Genomic DNA, 15,888 nt, shown 5'->3' with positions numbered 1-15,888 from the left:
GGTACGACTTCAAAGGGGCTGTTCCCCGGCAGCCGGATGGCTTAGGCAGGTTTACCTGGCACTAAGATGCGCAAACAGTTTCCGGTCCTCCATGATACGCCCGGCGCCCAGGGCGATCTCCCGGAGGGGGTCACGGCTGAGGACGGTTTTAAGCCCGAGCGTCTTCTCGAGGTGTGTTCCCAGACCGTCCAGCTGTGCGCTGCCGCCGGTCATGTAGAGGCCGTTGTCGCGGAGACGGGGGGCGAAATCCTCGGGAAGGGTGCGCATGAACGTACTTACGAACCGACCGAGGCGGCGGATGCCGGGCTGCAGGGCTTCGCGTACTTCATTCAGAGGGACCTGCAGGGCGTGGGGAATGGCATTGTCGCGACTGAGGGCATGGACCTTCGCCGTGTCGGCTGCACCGGGACGGGAGAGCTGGAGTTTCAGGCTTTCCGCTTCGTGCGAAGCAATCCGTTCGCGGTGGACGCTGTCGAAATGGTGGATGATGGCCTGTTCGAAATCCCATCCGGCGGAGCGTACGGAGTGCGATGCGACGATGCCGCCGCAGCTGAGCAGCGAGATCTCGGTGACGCCGCTGCCGATGTCGAGCAGCAGGGCGCCGTCGGGGGAGTGGAAGTCGATGCCGGCGCCGACGGCAGCCGAAAAGGGGTCCTTGATCATCACGATGCTGCCCGCCCCGCTCTGGAGGCCGGCCGATCGGACGGCATCGCGTTCGTACGCCGTGAGGTCGAAGGGGACGCTGACGGCGATCGCAGGCGCGAAGAGACCGCGTCTGAGCATCAATGTATGGATAAGATGCTTCAGAAAGCGGACGGTCGCATCGAGATCGGCGATGGCGCCATGCGAAAGGGGACGGATGACAGGGAGGTGCGGCGGTGTCTTGCCCAGCATCTGTTTGGATTCGTGCCCGATACAGACGGTTTTCTTGCTGCTTTTGTTGACCGTGATGCAGGTCGGCTCGTTGAAGATGATACCCCGCGACGGTTCATAGACGATGGTATTGTCCGTACCGAGATCGATGGCGTAGCGCCTTCTTGAAAACATGCTTTCCCCCTCATTGTTTGGAGACATTTTACAAGATGCCCGTAAATGCTTGGCCACGTGGTCGGAGGAGGAGGGAGTGTCCGGAAGGTTGTTTTGGGAGATGTTCCCGCGCGGGGGAACGTTGGGAGCGCTTACGCTTCAGCGCTCTCTTTTTCCTCTTTTTTGAAGGTGTAGATCGGTTCGGTCGTCGGGTCGCTGACGACCCCCTCGGTGATCGTGACGCTTTCGAGGTCCTCGCGCGAAGGGCAGCTGTACTGCAGCGGCAGCATCACCTCTTCGATGATACCGCGCAGACCGCGGGCACCGACGCCTTTGTCGATCGCCTGCTGTGCGATCGCTTCGAGGGCTTTGGCTTCGAATTCCAGGCTGATACCGTCCATATCGAAGAGCGCCTGGAACTGTTTGATCAGGGCATTGTCCGGTTCCTGGAGAATCTGGACCATCTGATCCTTGGTCAGTTCGCGCAGCTGGGCGATGACCGGGATACGGCCGATGAACTCGGGAATGATACCGTAGTGGACCAGGGCGCGCTGGTCGACTTTGAAGTCGGCAGCCATCTCGCTTTTCTGGACTTTTGCAAAGCCGACCTTGTTGGTGCGCTTCGTGTGCTTGTCCGGCACGAGGCCGACGAAGGCGCCCCCGCAGACGAAGAGGACGTGCGTCGTATCGAAGAGGACGGTCTCCGTCGTGGAGTTCTTGCGGCTCCCTTTGACCGGGACGTAGACTTCGCTGCCCTCCAGGATCTTGAGCAGACCCTGCTGGACCCCTTCGCCGGAGACGTCGCGGCCCATCGTGGCGCTCTCGGATTTGCGGGCGATCTTGTCGATCTCATCGATGTAGATGATCCCGCGCTGAGCCGCTTCGATGTCGTAGTTGGCCGCGGCGAGGAGGCGGGAGAGGATGCTCTCGACGTCTTCACCGACGTAGCCCGCTTCGGTCAGTGCTGTCGCATCGGCGACGGCGAAGGGCACGTTCATGATCTTGGCCAGGGATTTGGCCAGGAGGGTCTTACCGCTCCCCGTCGGTCCGAGCAGCATAATGTTCGATTTTTCCAGCTCGACATTATTGTAGATCGGGTTTTCGATCCGCTTGTAGTGGTTGTACAGCGCGACGGCGAGGACCTTCTTCGCGTCCTCCTGCCCAATGATGTACTTGTCGAGGAAGTCGACGATCTTCGAGGGCTTCGGCAGCTCCTGGTGCATCTTCTCCTGCTGTTCGTAACGGACCTCCTTCTGGAGGATGTTTGAACAGGTCGTGACACACTCGTTACAGATATTGGTGTTCTCGGAGGAGAACATTTTTTTCACTTCGCTCTGCTTACGCCCGCAGAACGAACATGTTTTCTCTTCTTTGGTACTCATCAGACTTCCTTTTTCGTAATAGCATTGAGGATCTGGTCCGCCAGACCGAACTTGATGGCGTCTTCGGCGACAAAATAGTTGTCGCGGTCGCTGGCCTTCTCAATGGTTTTGACCGGCGCACCGGTGGCTTCGGAGAGGATCCTGTAGAGGCGCTTTTTGAGGCTGATAATGTGGTTGGCCTGGATCTCGATATCACTGGCCTGGCCCTGTGCGCCGCCGAGCGGCTGGTGGATCATCACTTCGGCGTTGGGGAGCACGTAGCGGTGTCCCGGCTCGCCACAGGTGAAGAGGACGGCGGCCATCGATGCGACCATTCCCAGACCGTAGGTGTAGACCGGGGCACTGATCAGCTGCATGGTGTCCAGGATGGCGAGACCCGCCATCACCGAACCGCCCGGAGAACTGATATACATATGGATCGGCTCTTCGGAATCTTCGGCTTCAAGATAAAGCAGTTGGGAGACGATGATCCCCATCATGTGGTCGTCGATCGGTTCGGTGATCATGATGACACGGTCACCCATCAGTTTGGAAAAAAGGTCAAAATAGCGTTCGCCCCGTGGGGTTCTGTCTTTTACGGTAGGTATGTATGGCATAAGTTTCCTTTGTGTGGCTTCGCCGCGTCATCCCGCTAAGCGATCGCTCAAGATTGCGTATCGTTTGCCCCGATTGGGGCAGGTGTTTTGGGTTTTAGATAAACGCCTCGGTGAAGGCTTCGAGCGACATCTTGATCAGTTCGAGATTGTGCTTCTCGACGAATTTCTTCTCTTTTTTACCGAGTTCCTGGTCGGTGATGAAGTAACCCCCTTCGAGGTCGTGCGTCAGTTCGTTGGCGACCATACGGTCGGTATCGCGGTCGAAATAGGTTCCCATGAAGAGGTACTTTTTCGTCTTGCGGTAGGTTTTGAGTACGGACGGGACGGCATAGCCGCCCATCGCTTCGGTCAGCCAGTCGACATAGTCGGCGTCGGAGATGACGAAGCTCGGGTCCGGCAGCGGGGAACCCATCGGCTTGAAGAGGATCTTCTGGGCGTCGTCGAGGGCCTCTTCGTCGACCTGGAAGTACTTCTTGTTCTCGACATCCCACTCGTAGATCTCGTAGCGGTAGTCGTTGTCAAGGATACGCGACTTCCCGATGATGAACGTATGCGGTTCGAACGCGAGCATCTCCTGCAGCTTGGCATCGCGGTTGGTGTCGATGATGTAGCGCGGCGACATGTTCAGGATCGCCTTGTGCAGCGGTGTCGGTTCGAACTCCTTGGTGTAGATCCAGTTGGTCATCTGCTGGATGTAGTCGACGCCGCGGCGCTGCTCGAGGTGCATGGCGGCCCGGGAATATTCGAACATCAGGCGCGGGCTCATGGCGCGGCCGTTGTTCATCATCAGGATCATCGAATCCGAGTCAAAGGGCATCTGTTCGCCCTCTTTGGTCGTGATCCCTTTGAAGATTCCCAGCCCGAAGTAGGGGACGGTCGTCTGGTTGCGGATCTCTTTTTTGATCGTTTCGATCAGTTCACTGTAGTCTTTGGTCTCTGTAGTCGTCATTGTTTCACTCATTAGTGGCATCCTTTCCCGGTATAACATTCCTGCGCAGCGTAAATTTTCCGCACGGCCGTTTCGGCATTGAACGGATCATGCAGGTTTTTTGCAAATTCGTCGTAATAGAGTGCACCATCTTTGGAGATGATGAACAGGGCCTTGGTCAGCTCCCCTGCGAGAGGCTCACCGCTGAGGCGCACGCCGTACCAGTCGGCGAACTCTTCGTCGCTGTCGAGCAGGAAACGGAACCCTTCGACTTTGGGGTCCTCGTGGGTGGTCGCCGCGACGATCAGCGAGGCATTGACGCCGTCGCCTTCGGGGAGCGCTTTCCCGATGGCTTGCAGTTCGGCGATGAAGTCATCGTCTATAAAAGGGGCCGTAACGATCAGCTGGGTCTTACCGTCCTGTCCGCCGACGCTCTGTGACGTACCGTCGGGGGCCTTGAGCATAACTTTTTCGGAGGCATAACCGATATCAAGCGGCAGCTCTTCAAGACGCATAGTAGACGTGTTCAACTGTATTTGCAAGTGAAGCTCCTATGATGAAATTTTTGATGGCGTTCTCCGTCGTACGGATGACGGAGGGGAATTTGAACAGGTGGATGCCGCCGTTGGTCAGTGCGCGTTTGGTGTTGTCGCAGAAGCGGTCGGCCAGCAGGTAGCTGCAGCCGGCGAGCACTTCAAGCAGCGCATAGTGTTCGGTGATATGACGGATATCTTTTTGGCGCTCTTCATCGCAGGTACACGTGGTTGAAGAGGTGTCAAAGAGACCGCACGCCGTTTTGCACCAGGGGTTCATCTCAACGCTCAGCAGGGAGATGCCGACCCGGCTCTTTTCCATAACAATTTCATAAATGCCGAATTTGGGGGCGGTCGAAGGGTTATCGCGATAGAGCTCGAGCTGTTGACTGAACGGGACAGCGATCTTCATAGAGTTTCCTTTACCGTCGCCCGGAATCAGGCGTACTTGACGGCTAAAATGCAAGATGCGTTCCAGTGAAGAGCTCCCCGGCTGTCGGGCGTTGGCGGAGAATGGGAGGTTTTGCATGAGATACTAATTAATAATGTTGCCGTGCTCTCAAAGAGATCATCGGGGGACAAAATTGTAAGGATTGTCGGAGGTGGTAGCCCGTTGGGCCGGAAAATGGCTGGAATGGGGTTTGCATCATTGGCAGCAGAATATGATTGTAGCTACATGATGCAAGGTCAGGTTCGTCAAACCTATACATCTATTAAAGGAGCTAAAATGAGCTGCGGTTCAAGCCCAACAGAATCAGCATTGCCAGCTGATATTGCAGAAAAGGTCCACGATCACCCATGTTACTCTGAAGGAGCCCACCACCACTACGCACGTATCCACGTTGCGGTTGCACCTGCATGTAATATCCAGTGTAACTACTGTAACCGTAAATACGACTGTTCCAACGAGAGCCGTCCGGGGGTTACAAGCGAACGCCTGACACCGGAAGAGTCCGTCAAGAAGGTCATGTTCGTCGGCGGTGAAGTTCAGCGTATGAGTGTTCTTGGTATTGCCGGACCGGGAGATGCCCTCGCCAACCCGGAAAAAACATTCAAGACATTTGCAATGGTCCGCGAAAAAGCGCCAGACCTGAAACTCTGTCTCTCTACGAACGGCCTTGCACTGCCGAACTTCGTTGATGAGATGGTTAAATACGACATCGACCACATTACGGTCACGATCAACTCTGTAGACGAAACAGGCGAGATCGGTTCGAAAATCTATCCGTGGATCTACCACAACAACAAACGCATCTACGGTAAAGAGGCGTCCCGTATCCTCCTCGAGAACCAGCTCGAAGGGATGAAGAAGTGTGTCGAGCACGGCATCCTGATTAAGGCGAACTCCGTTCTGATCCCGGGCATCAACGACAAGCACCTGCCGGAAGTTTCCAAGAAACTCAAAGAGATCGGTGTCTTCCTCCACAACATCATGCCGATCATCTCCGAGCCGGAGTTCGGTACGAAATTCGCCCTTGACGGTGTACCGTCTGCGACGGATCAGCAGCAGATGGAAGTCCAGGAAGCGTGCGGTATGGATATGAAACTGATGCAGCACTGCCGCCAGTGCCGCGCCGACGCCGTAGGTCTGATCGGTGAGGACCGCGGTGCGGAATTCACGAAAGACCGCTTCAAAGAGATGAGTTTCGATGCCCTCGAAGCGCACTACAATGTTGAAGGCCGTAAAGAAGCGCATGCGAAGATCGAAGAGTTCCGTTTCTTCCTCGACCGTGCGAACGAGCGTGTCCGCAAAGAGAAGGCAGACCTCAGCTCCGACGGTCAGACCATCCTTGTCGCGGTAACGACGGCGGGCGAAGGGATGATCAACCAGCACTTCGGTTCGGTCAAAGAGTTCCTCATCTATGAAGCCGGCGACCGCGGTATCCGCTTCATCCACCACCGTAAACTCGACTACGAGTACTGTGCGGGACCGGATGGCACGAACCCGATCGATGCGATCCTTGAGAAACTCAAAGACTGCAAGCTGATCCTGACAGCGAAGATCGGCGGCTGTCCGCAGGACGACCTCGCGAAAGCGGGACTGATTGCGGATATGAGCTATGCGTATCAGCCGATGGAGGCTTCCGTCCTCAAGGCGACACGCAAATACTTCAATCTCCCCGAGGAGATGGAAGCGAACTAAGAGCGTCGGTGCGCTCCGGGTTTTCCCGGAACTGCCGGCAGGCCGCTAAACAGCAGACAAATGCTTTCGCATTTTGCGTCAGATGAGACGAATTGACGAAGGTGAAGGATGGAAATGGCTTTGATCAACGACACGACGTTACGTGACGGTGAACAGGCGCCCTATGTGGCGTTCAACACCGGTGAAAAAATAGCGATCGCCCGCGCGCTTGATGCCTGCGGTGCCGATGAACTCGAGATCGGCATTCCCGCCATGGGAACGCGCGAACAGGATGACATCCGCGAACTGCTGGCCCTCGGGCTGGAGGCGCGGATGATGACCTGGAACCGTGCGACGATGCGCGACCTCGAGGCTTCGCTTGAATGTGGCGTGAAAGCCGTTGACCTTTCCATTCCCGTCTCGGATATTCTGATTGACGTTAAATTCGGCGGTGATAAAAGCCGGATGCTTTCGCAGCTCGAGGCAGTCATTATGGCCGCGAAACGCGAAGGACTCTATGTCTGTATCGGGGCCGAAGACAGCTCCCGTGCCGATCTTGGCTTTATTGCCGACGTGATGCAGCTGGGCCATACGCTCGGCGCTGACCGTTTCCGCTACTGCGATACCGTCGGGATTCTGACACCGACACGAACCTACGAAGCCATCAAGGCATTGGTTTCCCTCAATCTCCTTCCGATCGAAATGCACACGCACAATGATTTCGGTCTTGCCAATGCCAATGCGCTCAGCGGGTTGGATGCAGGTGCGCTCAGCGTCAATACGACGGTCATCGGTCTGGGCGAACGGGCGGGTAACGCTTCGTTCGAACAGATCTCCATGGCGCTCAAACACCTCTACGGCGATACGCGCCGCATCGATGCGATGCAGATGCGTTCGCTCATTGCCATCGTCGCTGAGGCGGCGGGCGTAACGATCGCGCCGAACGCCCCCATTGTCGGGGAGCGTCTCTTTGCCCATGAGAGCGGTATCCATGCTGACGGTATGATGAAGAACAGCCGTGCATACGAACCCTTCGATGCCGAAGAGGTCGGGGGACTGCGTGCTTTCCCTATCGGCAAGCATTCGGGTACCGGGACGGTCATGTACCATCTCAAACAGCTCGGCATCAGCGCCGAAAAGAGTGCACTGCAGTCTCTGCTGCCGCGCATTCGCGAAATCGTGACCTCGCGTAAGCAGGTCCTTGACGACATGGAGCTCGTATCTCTTTACAGGCAGAGCCTATGTTCATAGGATGGCTCAAATTCGCAGACGTCGCTGAACTGGTAAAGATTGCTGATACGGTGGGCTGGCTTGCCGACGGTTACCATATCAAACTGATGATGATGCACTCGCCCAACCTCTGCTACGGTGCGTACGAAGACGGCAAACTGGTGGGGGCGATCATGTCGATCGGCTTTACCGAAACGGCACAGATGAAATATTTTATGGTGCGTCCGGAGTACCAGAAGCAGGGAATAGGCAAACGCCTTTTCCAAACGCTTCTGGGGGTACTGGAGAACGATTTCCGCAAAATTTATCTCCATGCCAACCCGGACCTCGTACCGTTTTTCGAAGCCCACGGCTTTGAATCAAATATGGAAGTGGGCCGCTTCATCAATGTCGGCAAAGTGCCGCCGTTCAATTTTACCAATGCGCATGCCAAAGAGCTTGACGGCGGAAACTTCGAATCCGCCATCCATGCCATCGATCATGAAACGTTCGGCGAAGACCGCCTAGCCTTCCTGCTCGATGAGATGGAACGCACCAGCTCGCTCAAGTTCACGCTGCCGAATGCCTTTCAGCACTCCAGCGTCGTCAATGCCCGCCATGTCTATCTGGGCCCCTGGCAGGTACGCCAGGGCCATGACGACGAAGCGGAAAAAATGATGAAAGGGGTCCTCTATTTCCGGGGGCTCAAAAAGGTCTTTGCCGACGTTCCCCTCGGGGTGAAGCCGGTCGTTGATCTTTACGAGAAGTACCACTTCAAACAGCAGCAGAAGTTCGTCCACATGAGCAAGGGCGGCAATTCGATTAAGTTCGAAAACATTTACGCATTTTCACTTTAAAGGAGCCCGAAATGTGTTTATTGCAGATGAAAGTCGGTGAAATAGCCGCGGTGGACGCCATCAATGTTCACGGTGCGCTTCGCGCTCGCCTGCTGGCGATGGGCCTGATGCCGAATGCACAGATCAGCATTAAGCATTTCGGCTGGTTCAAAAGTACCGTCCAGGTGATGATCAACCGTACCCTGGTCGGCCTCCGCAAAGAGGAAGCTGCCCTTATCGAGGTGCATAAAGTGGCCTGAGGGCCTCTTTGCAAAGACGATTTCGGTCGTGTTTGCAGAGGGGCCTGAACCACCTCGAACAAGGAGATAGAATGTCAGAAGAGGCAAAAGAACTGAAAAAAGAGCTGGCTAAGCGTAAACGTCTGGCGGTCGAGATCGCTTCGGAGATCCACGATATCGTCGAAGACACACTCTGGACCGATTACGTCAAAATGCCGGAACTGAGTGAAAAACTTCGCGCTGCAGTCGAAGACGCCAACACGTTCAAGACTGAAAACGGCCTTTGATCCTCCCCGCCATGGACGCCCGTCCTGCGGAGGCTAATCATGCGAAATAAAGAAGAGATTCTCCGGATGGAGATCTGCGAATGCGGCGAAAAAAATGTCGCCGAGGCTATCGACATCTTTCAAAACACCTCCCTCCCATTTAAAAAAGCGAAAAAACTGGTGACCGAATGCAATAAGAGCTGCTGCCGTGCGGCACTGGTAAAATTGTACGACATGAACCAGTTCGGTACGTACGATTTTGAAGAGATCGAGCACCTGATCGAACAGCGCCTCGAGCGGATACGCCGTTTGGCGGAAGGAGAGTAACTATGTCCGAACCGCAATGGGAGACCCTGCGTACCTGGCTGATGGCGCAGCGGGCCATCGCACCGGAAGTCAAAGTCCCCGCCGAGGTGAAACGCCTCGATCTGAGCAACCGCGCGCTGCAGAGCCTGCCCGAGAGTTTCGGTCTGCTCAGCGAACTGGTTGCGCTCAACCTGGGCAACAACAAACTCGCTGCACTGCCCGAGTCCATGGCATCGATGACGAAACTGGGCAACGTCGACCTTCGGCGTAACGCCTTCACGGCCGTCCCGGCGCTGTTGGGGGCGCTGCCGATCCGTTCGCTCAACCTCAGCGGCAACCGTATCAGCGACGTTTGCGAGCTGGTCCGTTTCACGATGCTGCGTGTGCTCGATCTCAGCGGCAACGTGCTCGAGCGCTTCGACAACTGCCTGAGCGTTCCCAATGAACTGCGCACCCTCAACCTCGCGGGCAACTATATTAAAGATATTGCCGCCATGCTGGCCCAGCTGACTTCGGTCGAGCGTCTGAACCTCGAGGGAAACCTGATCACCTCTATCCCCCCGGAGGCGGCGTACCTCAGTTCGCTGCTGGAGCTGGAGCTCTCGGACAACCGCATCGAGACGATCGACAAAGCCTTTTTCACCCTGGGGGTCGAATCGGTCAACCTCGCATCGAACCGGATCAAGGAGGTGACACTGCACGGGCTGGATGAGCTAGAAGTCATGACGCTGGACGACAATGCACTCTCTTCGCTGCAAATTGCGGATGATTTCGCCCCCTATCTGCGCGCCTTCTCCTGTGACGGCTGCGGACTGACGGCCTTCCCGATGCTGCCGTCGACCACCCTGGGGTCGCTGTGCTTCTCTTCCAACGCCATTTCCGACGTGCCGGAGACGATCAGCCGTTATACGGAGCTGTACGAACTCGATATCGACGGCAATGCCATCGTCGACCTGCCGGAGGAGCTGGCGAACATGAAGAGCCTGAAATCCCTCTATATAGGAGACAACCCGCTTAATGAACATGCGAAGCTGGTGATCGAAGTGCTCCACCCGGAGATCTGTGACATCAATATGAAGACCGGCATCACGATCGAAGCCGCGACGGAGGAGGACCTTCCGCACATGGCCGAGTTGCTGGGGGTGCTCTTCGCCATCGAACAGGATTTCGAGATCGATTTCGACAAGCAGCTCTCCGGGATTACGAAACTCTACGGCCACGAGGGTACCGACCTGCTCGTCGCACGGCACGAGGGGAAGGTGGTCGGGATGCTGACGATGCAGCGCCTCATCTCCAGTGCCGAAGGCGATTACGTTGGACAGATCGAAGACCTGGTCGTCCTGCAGGAGTACCGGAAGATGGGGGTGGGCAGTCGTCTCATCAACAAAATGCGCTTTATGGCACAGTCGTACGGCTACAAACGCATCCAGCTCGCCGCGGATATCGACAATGAAAACGCCCATAACTTCTACACCCGCCGCGGCTTCCGCCGCACCAATCTCACCGTCTTTCATTTTAAAAATAATTTTTAAGCTTCAAAGCCCCAGTTTTGGGGCCTTTCCCGCTTTTTGTAGCATCCACGACAATTTTTGTCCGCTTTACGACAATTTTGAAGCCCGCCTGACCATCCTGATTTTGAGAATTCCTTTCAGTAGTGAATCCCTTCAAAGCCCCATGAATAGGTGCTTTGCAGCGTTATACGACAAAATGTCGGGGCTGCTGCAAATCCTATTCTTACAAATTTGTACATTTTTCCGATTGTTGTACGACTTTTTTAAAAATGTCAGGAATTGTCACTCAAAAAACCGGGAACGCATCATGCATCAACTACGGCGAAGTACATCTACAAGGAGAAAAAAATGGCTGAACTTCGTCAAATCGCATTCTATGGTAAAGGTGGGATTGGTAAATCTACTACTTCCCAAAACACGCTGGCTTCTATGGCTCACTACTTTGATAAGAACATCCTGATCGTTGGTTGTGACCCGAAAGCGGACTCAACTCGTCTGATCCTGCACGAGAAAGCACAGTCTACAATTCTGCAGCTTGCTGCTGAAATGGGTACTGTTGAGGACCTCGAACTCGAAGATGCAATGAAACCGGGTGCAGGTATTTTTGCTCCTGATGCACCGGGCGGCTGGATCAACTGTACTGAGTCTGGCGGACCAGAGCCGGGTGTTGGATGTGCAGGTCGCGGTGTTATTACTGCAATTAACTTCCTTGAGGAAGAAGGCGCTTACGAAGAAGAAGGTCTTGACTTCGTTTCTTACGACGTTCTCGGTGACGTTGTTTGTGGTGGTTTCGCTATGCCGATCCGCGAAGGTAAAGCTCAGGAAATCTACATCGTTATGTCTGGTGAGATGATGGCAATGTACGCTGCTAACAACATCTCCAAAGGTATTCTGAAGTATGCAAACACTGGTGGGGTTCGCCTTGCAGGTCTCGTTTGTAACGCTCGTATGACTGACAAAGAGTATGACCTGGCGATCGCGCTGGCAAAAGACCTCGGCACTCAGATGATCCACTTCGTACCGCGTAACAACATCGTTCAGCACGCTGAACTTCGCCGTATGACAGTTGTTGAGTACAGCCCGTCTTCTGACCAGGCTCTCGAGTACAAAGAACTTGCTCGCAAGATCATCAGCAACGACATGAAAATCATCCCGACTCCGCTCGAGATGGACGACCTCGAAGACCTTCTCATGAAGTACGGTCTTGAAGACGAGGCTGACGAAGAAAACATCGGTAAGGCTGCAGAAGCGTAATTGCCTTTGCTTTCCCTTGGTTGAAAGATGCGTTTTCCCCTTCGGGGGAATAAAAATTCTCATAATGAAAAGAAAAAAACAGACAAAGAAGGAGAATTATTATGTTTATTCTTGGTTTCCACTTCCCAGCAGATATGGGGAATTCAATCCCGGACGAAAAAGTTGTTGAAAAACTGGAAAATGCAGGCGTCGATTTCGACAGCGTCAGCGAAATTAAAATGCTCATGGAAAGCCGCGAAGGCCAAAAAGAAGAGCTTTCTTATACGAACAAAGACACGTTCATGTTCAAAGCGCTTGTGCACTATGCCAAGACGGCTGAGTCTGACTACATGATCTATACAAACCGCTATCAAATTGCAGAGCTCTCCAAGCGTCTCGATGCAGGCGATGACGAGACTATGGCCCTTTGTAAGAAATTCGACTCTATGGCTCAGTTCCGCATTACGGCAGCGTAAGCAAACTAAAAATTATAGATTCTTTAATAAGACATAGAGGAGGATATTATGGGTCCAGAATCATTGGAAGCAAAACAAAAAGCAGCGATCGAAGAGGTACTCAAAGCGTACCCGGCAAAAGCTGCGAAAAACCGTGCTAAGCACCTCGGTGTAGGTTCACCGGAGGATGAAAGCCAGAAAACGTGCGGTAACGTCCGTTCGAATAAGAAAACTGTTCCGGGTGTCATGAGCCAGCGTGGCTGTGCCTATGCCGGTTCCAAAGGGGTCGTCTGGGGTCCGGTCAAAGATATGGTTCATATCTCTCACGGTCCGATCGGCTGTGGTCAGTATTCACGTGCCGGCCGTCGTAACTACTACATAGGTACAACCGGTGTCGATACATTCGTTACGATGAACTTCTCTTCCGACTTCCAGGAAAAAGACATCGTCTTCGGCGGTGACAAGAAACTGGCTGTCTGTTTCGAAGAGATCGACGCGCTGTTCCCGCTGAACAACGGTATCACTGTCCAGTCTGAGTGTCCGATCGGTCTGATCGGTGACGACATCAACGCAACTTCTAAAGTTTACGCGAAGAAAACGGGTAACACGATCGTCCCGGTTAACTGTGAAGGTTTCCGCGGTGTTTCTCAGTCTCTGGGTCACCACATCGCGAACGACACTGTCCGTGACTACGTCTTTGACGGTAACGTTGAAACTCTGGGTGAGGCTATCGAGCCGACTGAGTATGACGTTGCGATCATCGGTGACTACAACATCGGTGGTGACGCATGGTCAAGCCGTATCCTTCTCGAAGAGATGGGTCTGCGTGTCACTGCCCAGTGGTCAGGCGATGCTACGCTCAAAGAAATGGCACAGACGCCGAAGGTTAAACTGAACCTCCTGCACTGCTACCGTTCTATGAACTACATCTCCCGTCACATGGAGAAAGAGTTCGGTATCCCCTGGGTTGAATACAACTTCTTCGGACCGACTCAGACATACAAATCTCTGCGCAAGATCGCTGCATTCTTCGACGAGAAGATCCAGGCGAAATGTGAAGAGGTTATCGCGAAGTACGAGCCGATGATCAATGCGGTTGTCGACAAATACAAGCCGCGCCTCGAAGGCAAGCAGGTCATGCTGTTCGTCGGTGGTCTCCGCCCGCGTCACGTTATCGGTGCCTACGAAGACCTCGGTATGGAAGTTATCGGTACGGGTTACGAATTCGCACACGACGACGACTACAAACGTACGAAAGACGAGATCATGCGTTCTACTGTCATCTACGATGACGTCAACGAATACGAGCTCGAAGCGTTCGTCAAGAAACTTGAGCCGGACCTCGTTGCTTCTGGTATCAAAGAGAAATACGTCTTCCAGAAAATGGGTCTGCCGTATCGCCAGATGCACTCTTGGGACTACAGCGGTCCGTACCACGGATTCGACGGTTTCGCGATCTTCGCAGCCGACATGGACCTCGCGATCAACTCTCCGGTATGGGGATATAGCAAAGCACCTTGGGAAACGGAAGGAGAAGCGTAATGCAGAACGTAGATAAAATCGACAACGGTAAAAACCTCTTCCAGCATCCTGAGTACCGGGATGTCCTGGCAAACAAAAAACAGTTCGAGGGTGCCTGGGGCGCCATCGACAAAGAAAAAGTCGCTGAAATCGCTGAGTGGACGACGACGTGGGATTACCGCGAAAAGAACCTGCAGCGCCAGGCGATCACTGTCAACCCGGCAAAAGCATGTCAGCCCCTCGGTGCTGTCATGGTCGCTCTCGGTTTCGAGAACTGTATGCCGTACGTTCACGGTTCACACGGTTGTGTTGCTTACTTCCGTTCTTACTTTACGCGCCACTTCAAAGAGCCGACACCTTGTGTTTCCGACTCTATGACAGAAGACGCGGCGGTATTCGGCGGTCTTGCCAACATGAAAGACGGTCTGAAAAACTGTGCAGCGGTTTACAAGCCGGACATGATCATGGTTTCCACGACATGTATGGCAGAAGTCATCGGTGACGACCTCTTTGCATTCATCACGGCTGCGAAAGAGGAAGACGGCGGCGTTGACCTTCCGGAATCTTTCCCGATCCCGTATGCACACACTCCGTCATTCGTCGGTAGCCACATCACCGGTTACGACAACATGATGCACGGTACGATGCAGCAACTGACTGAAGACCAAAAAGGTGAGACGAAAGAGCGCATCAACATCATCCCGGGCTTCGAAACCTACATCGGTTCACTCCGTGCGGTTAAGACGATCGTTGAGAAGATGGGTGCAGACTACATCATGCTCGGCGACCACTCTGACCAGTGGGACATGCCTGCAGGTGAATACCACATGTTCGCCGGCGGTACGAAGCTTGAAGACGCTAAAGACTGTATCAACTCTAAAGCGACGATCTCTCTGCAGAAATACGCTACGCCGAAAACCATGAAAATGGTCGAGAAGCGCTGGAAGCAGAAAGGCAGCACAACGTGTAACCCGATCGGTCTGAAAGGCACTGACGAGTTCATCATGAAGCTTGCCGAACTGACTGGTAACGAGATCCCGAAAGAGCTGAAAGTAGAGCGCCAGCGCCTGGTCGATGCTATGCAGGACTCCTACCCGTACATGCACGGTAAGAAATTCGCGATCTGGGGCGACCCTGACTTCCTGATCGGTGTTGTTTCCTTCCTGCTCGAAATGGGTGCGGAACCGACACACGTACTGTGCCACAATGCACCGCGCGGCTGGGAAGAAGAGATGCGTGCGCTTCTCGACACGTCACCGGCAAAAGACACCCTGAACGTCTGGGCAGGCAAAGACCTGTGGCACATGCGTTCATTCCTCTTTACTGAGCCTGTCGATTTCATGATCGGTAACTCTTACGGTAAAGAACTGATGCGTGATACGGGTACTCCGCTCATCTACATGGGCTTCCCGATCTTTGACCGTCACCACCTGCACCGCTACTCTCTGAGCGGTTACGAAGGTGCGCTCAACATGCTCACTCAGATCACGAACAAAGTTCTTGATCAGCTCGACGAAGAGACGAAGGGTATCGCTACGACGGACTACTTCTTCGACCTTATCCGCTAAATCTCTTCCCCCGGGGAGAGGGATACCTGTTTTTTTTGAGTTTCGCCGCGGCCCCACGGCCGGTTCGGACCGCTGGGGCGGCACCGGGGCGTCTTCTTCGGACCCCCGACTTTCTCTCTCCTCAATTCATGTTGTCCCCTTCGGGGGACACTCCCTT

At 54.3% G+C, this 15,888-nt stretch carries 17 protein-coding genes; 11 read left to right on the top strand and 6 right to left on the bottom strand.

The genetic code is table 11. The features are described 5' to 3' along the window. Positions 1-51: 51 nt before the first annotated feature. The 6 genes from WCX18_RS08095 to WCX18_RS08070 all read right to left on the bottom strand — a co-directional run bounded on the left by WCX18_RS08095 (position 52) and on the right by WCX18_RS08070 (position 4,877). Positions 52-1,047 carry a rod shape-determining protein gene (locus tag WCX18_RS08095; protein ID WP_345987111.1) on the bottom strand — a complete coding sequence of 332 codons (996 nt, stop codon included), beginning with the start codon at positions 1,045-1,047 and terminating at the stop codon, positions 52-54. Between the two features lie 131 nt (positions 1,048-1,178). Next, on the bottom strand, positions 1,179-2,408 hold the full coding sequence (gene clpX / locus WCX18_RS08090; protein WP_345987110.1) for an ATP-dependent Clp protease ATP-binding subunit ClpX: 1,230 nt from the start codon (positions 2,406-2,408) through the stop codon (positions 1,179-1,181). Beyond that, positions 2,408-3,004 carry an ATP-dependent Clp protease proteolytic subunit gene (locus WCX18_RS08085; protein WP_345987109.1) on the bottom strand — a complete coding sequence of 199 codons (597 nt, stop codon included), beginning with the start codon at positions 3,002-3,004 and terminating at the stop codon, positions 2,408-2,410. Before WCX18_RS08085 ends, clpX begins: the two co-directional genes overlap by 1 nt. Before the next feature lie 94 nt (positions 3,005-3,098). Next, positions 3,099-3,965, bottom strand: a complete 867-nt coding sequence (locus WCX18_RS08080) for a hypothetical protein (RefSeq protein ID WP_345984624.1) — start codon at positions 3,963-3,965, stop codon at positions 3,099-3,101. Next, on the bottom strand, positions 3,965-4,447 hold the full coding sequence (locus WCX18_RS08075) for a hypothetical protein (RefSeq protein WP_345987108.1): 483 nt from the start codon (positions 4,445-4,447) through the stop codon (positions 3,965-3,967). Before WCX18_RS08075 ends, WCX18_RS08080 begins: the two co-directional genes overlap by 1 nt. After that, complete coding sequence (locus WCX18_RS08070; protein ID WP_231018413.1) at positions 4,437-4,877, bottom strand: hypothetical protein; 441 nt, start codon at positions 4,875-4,877, stop codon at positions 4,437-4,439. Before WCX18_RS08070 ends, WCX18_RS08075 begins: the two co-directional genes overlap by 11 nt. A 348-nt stretch (positions 4,878-5,225) precedes the next feature. Here WCX18_RS08070 and nifB point away from each other — a divergent pair, with 348 nt between their 5' ends. From nifB to nifK, 11 genes are all read left to right on the top strand, one after another. Then, a complete protein-coding gene (gene nifB, locus WCX18_RS08065; RefSeq protein WP_345984622.1) occupies positions 5,226-6,608 on the top strand; it encodes a nitrogenase cofactor biosynthesis protein NifB in 1,383 nt (460 codons plus the stop codon). 108 nt (positions 6,609-6,716) lie between these two features. After that, positions 6,717-7,838 (top strand): homocitrate synthase, encoded by a 1,122-nt coding sequence (nifV, locus tag WCX18_RS08060; protein WP_345984621.1) that lies wholly within the window; start codon positions 6,717-6,719, stop codon positions 7,836-7,838. Beyond that, positions 7,829-8,653 (top strand): GNAT family N-acetyltransferase, encoded by an 825-nt coding sequence (locus tag WCX18_RS08055; RefSeq protein WP_345987107.1) that lies wholly within the window; start codon positions 7,829-7,831, stop codon positions 8,651-8,653. Before nifV ends, WCX18_RS08055 begins: the two co-directional genes overlap by 10 nt. 11 nt (positions 8,654-8,664) lie before the next feature. Further along, the gene (locus tag WCX18_RS08050; RefSeq protein ID WP_231018409.1) at positions 8,665-8,892 is read left to right on the top strand and encodes a FeoA family protein; all 228 of its coding nucleotides are present in this window, start codon (positions 8,665-8,667) and stop codon (positions 8,890-8,892) included. A gap of 71 nt (positions 8,893-8,963) precedes the next feature. Next, positions 8,964-9,158, top strand: coding sequence for a CCE_0567 family metalloprotein (locus WCX18_RS08045; protein ID WP_345987106.1), 195 nt, complete (start codon positions 8,964-8,966; stop codon positions 9,156-9,158). 39 nt (positions 9,159-9,197) lie between these two features. Continuing rightward, positions 9,198-9,464, top strand: a complete 267-nt coding sequence (locus tag WCX18_RS08040; RefSeq protein WP_345987105.1) for a hypothetical protein — start codon at positions 9,198-9,200, stop codon at positions 9,462-9,464. A 2-nt stretch (positions 9,465-9,466) separates the two neighbouring features. Continuing rightward, entirely contained in the window at positions 9,467-10,975 is a 1,509-nt protein-coding gene (locus WCX18_RS08035) for a GNAT family N-acetyltransferase (protein WP_345987104.1), read from the top strand. A 327-nt stretch (positions 10,976-11,302) separates the two neighbouring features. Further along, on the top strand, positions 11,303-12,208 hold the full coding sequence (nifH, locus tag WCX18_RS08030; RefSeq protein WP_345987103.1) for a nitrogenase iron protein: 906 nt from the start codon (positions 11,303-11,305) through the stop codon (positions 12,206-12,208). A 101-nt stretch (positions 12,209-12,309) separates the two neighbouring features. Continuing rightward, positions 12,310-12,663 carry a hypothetical protein gene (locus WCX18_RS08025; protein ID WP_345987102.1) on the top strand — a complete coding sequence of 118 codons (354 nt, stop codon included), beginning with the start codon at positions 12,310-12,312 and terminating at the stop codon, positions 12,661-12,663. A gap of 48 nt (positions 12,664-12,711) precedes the next feature. Continuing rightward, positions 12,712-14,184: a nitrogenase molybdenum-iron protein alpha chain gene (gene nifD, locus WCX18_RS08020; RefSeq protein WP_345987101.1), complete on the top strand. Its 1,473-nt coding sequence runs from the start codon at positions 12,712-12,714 to the stop codon at positions 14,182-14,184. Further along, positions 14,184-15,731, top strand: coding sequence for a nitrogenase molybdenum-iron protein subunit beta (gene nifK, locus WCX18_RS08015; protein WP_345987100.1), 1,548 nt, complete (start codon positions 14,184-14,186; stop codon positions 15,729-15,731). The genes nifD and nifK overlap by 1 nt, the downstream gene beginning before the upstream one ends. The last annotated feature ends 157 nt before the right edge of the window (positions 15,732-15,888 follow it).

Origin of the sequence: Sulfurimonas sp. HSL1-2, from assembly GCF_039645565.1 — a bacterium.
In the GTDB taxonomy this organism is placed as follows: Bacteria; Campylobacterota; Campylobacteria; order Campylobacterales; family Sulfurimonadaceae; genus Thiomicrolovo; species Thiomicrolovo zhangzhouensis.
Note: the sequence above shows the minus strand (reverse complement) of the source record. Positions and strands in the feature narration are given on the sequence as shown.

Excerpts from the sequence above, each read along its gene's own strand:
- nifD (WP_345987101.1), top strand. The coding sequence starts at position 12,712 with ATGGGTCCAGAATCATTGGAAGCAAAACAAAAAGCAGCGATCGAAGAG.
- WCX18_RS08075 (WP_345987108.1), bottom strand. The coding sequence starts at position 4,447 with ATGCGTCTTGAAGAGCTGCCGCTTGATATCGGTTATGCCTCCGAAAAA.
- WCX18_RS08050 (WP_231018409.1), top strand. The coding sequence starts at position 8,665 with ATGTGTTTATTGCAGATGAAAGTCGGTGAAATAGCCGCGGTGGACGCC.
- WCX18_RS08055 (WP_345987107.1), top strand. The coding sequence starts at position 7,829 with ATGTTCATAGGATGGCTCAAATTCGCAGACGTCGCTGAACTGGTAAAG.
- WCX18_RS08045 (WP_345987106.1), top strand. The coding sequence starts at position 8,964 with ATGTCAGAAGAGGCAAAAGAACTGAAAAAAGAGCTGGCTAAGCGTAAA.
- clpX (WP_345987110.1), bottom strand. The coding sequence starts at position 2,408 with ATGAGTACCAAAGAAGAGAAAACATGTTCGTTCTGCGGGCGTAAGCAG.
- WCX18_RS08040 (WP_345987105.1), top strand. The coding sequence starts at position 9,198 with ATGCGAAATAAAGAAGAGATTCTCCGGATGGAGATCTGCGAATGCGGC.
- nifV (WP_345984621.1), top strand. The coding sequence starts at position 6,717 with ATGGAAATGGCTTTGATCAACGACACGACGTTACGTGACGGTGAACAG.
- WCX18_RS08025 (WP_345987102.1), top strand. The coding sequence starts at position 12,310 with ATGTTTATTCTTGGTTTCCACTTCCCAGCAGATATGGGGAATTCAATC.
- nifK (WP_345987100.1), top strand. The coding sequence starts at position 14,184 with ATGCAGAACGTAGATAAAATCGACAACGGTAAAAACCTCTTCCAGCAT.
- WCX18_RS08070 (WP_231018413.1), bottom strand. The coding sequence starts at position 4,877 with ATGAAGATCGCTGTCCCGTTCAGTCAACAGCTCGAGCTCTATCGCGAT.
- WCX18_RS08085 (WP_345987109.1), bottom strand. The coding sequence starts at position 3,004 with ATGCCATACATACCTACCGTAAAAGACAGAACCCCACGGGGCGAACGC.
- WCX18_RS08095 (WP_345987111.1), bottom strand. The coding sequence starts at position 1,047 with ATGTTTTCAAGAAGGCGCTACGCCATCGATCTCGGTACGGACAATACC.
- WCX18_RS08035 (WP_345987104.1), top strand. The coding sequence starts at position 9,467 with ATGTCCGAACCGCAATGGGAGACCCTGCGTACCTGGCTGATGGCGCAG.
- WCX18_RS08080 (WP_345984624.1), bottom strand. The coding sequence starts at position 3,965 with ATGAGTGAAACAATGACGACTACAGAGACCAAAGACTACAGTGAACTG.
- nifH (WP_345987103.1), top strand. The coding sequence starts at position 11,303 with ATGGCTGAACTTCGTCAAATCGCATTCTATGGTAAAGGTGGGATTGGT.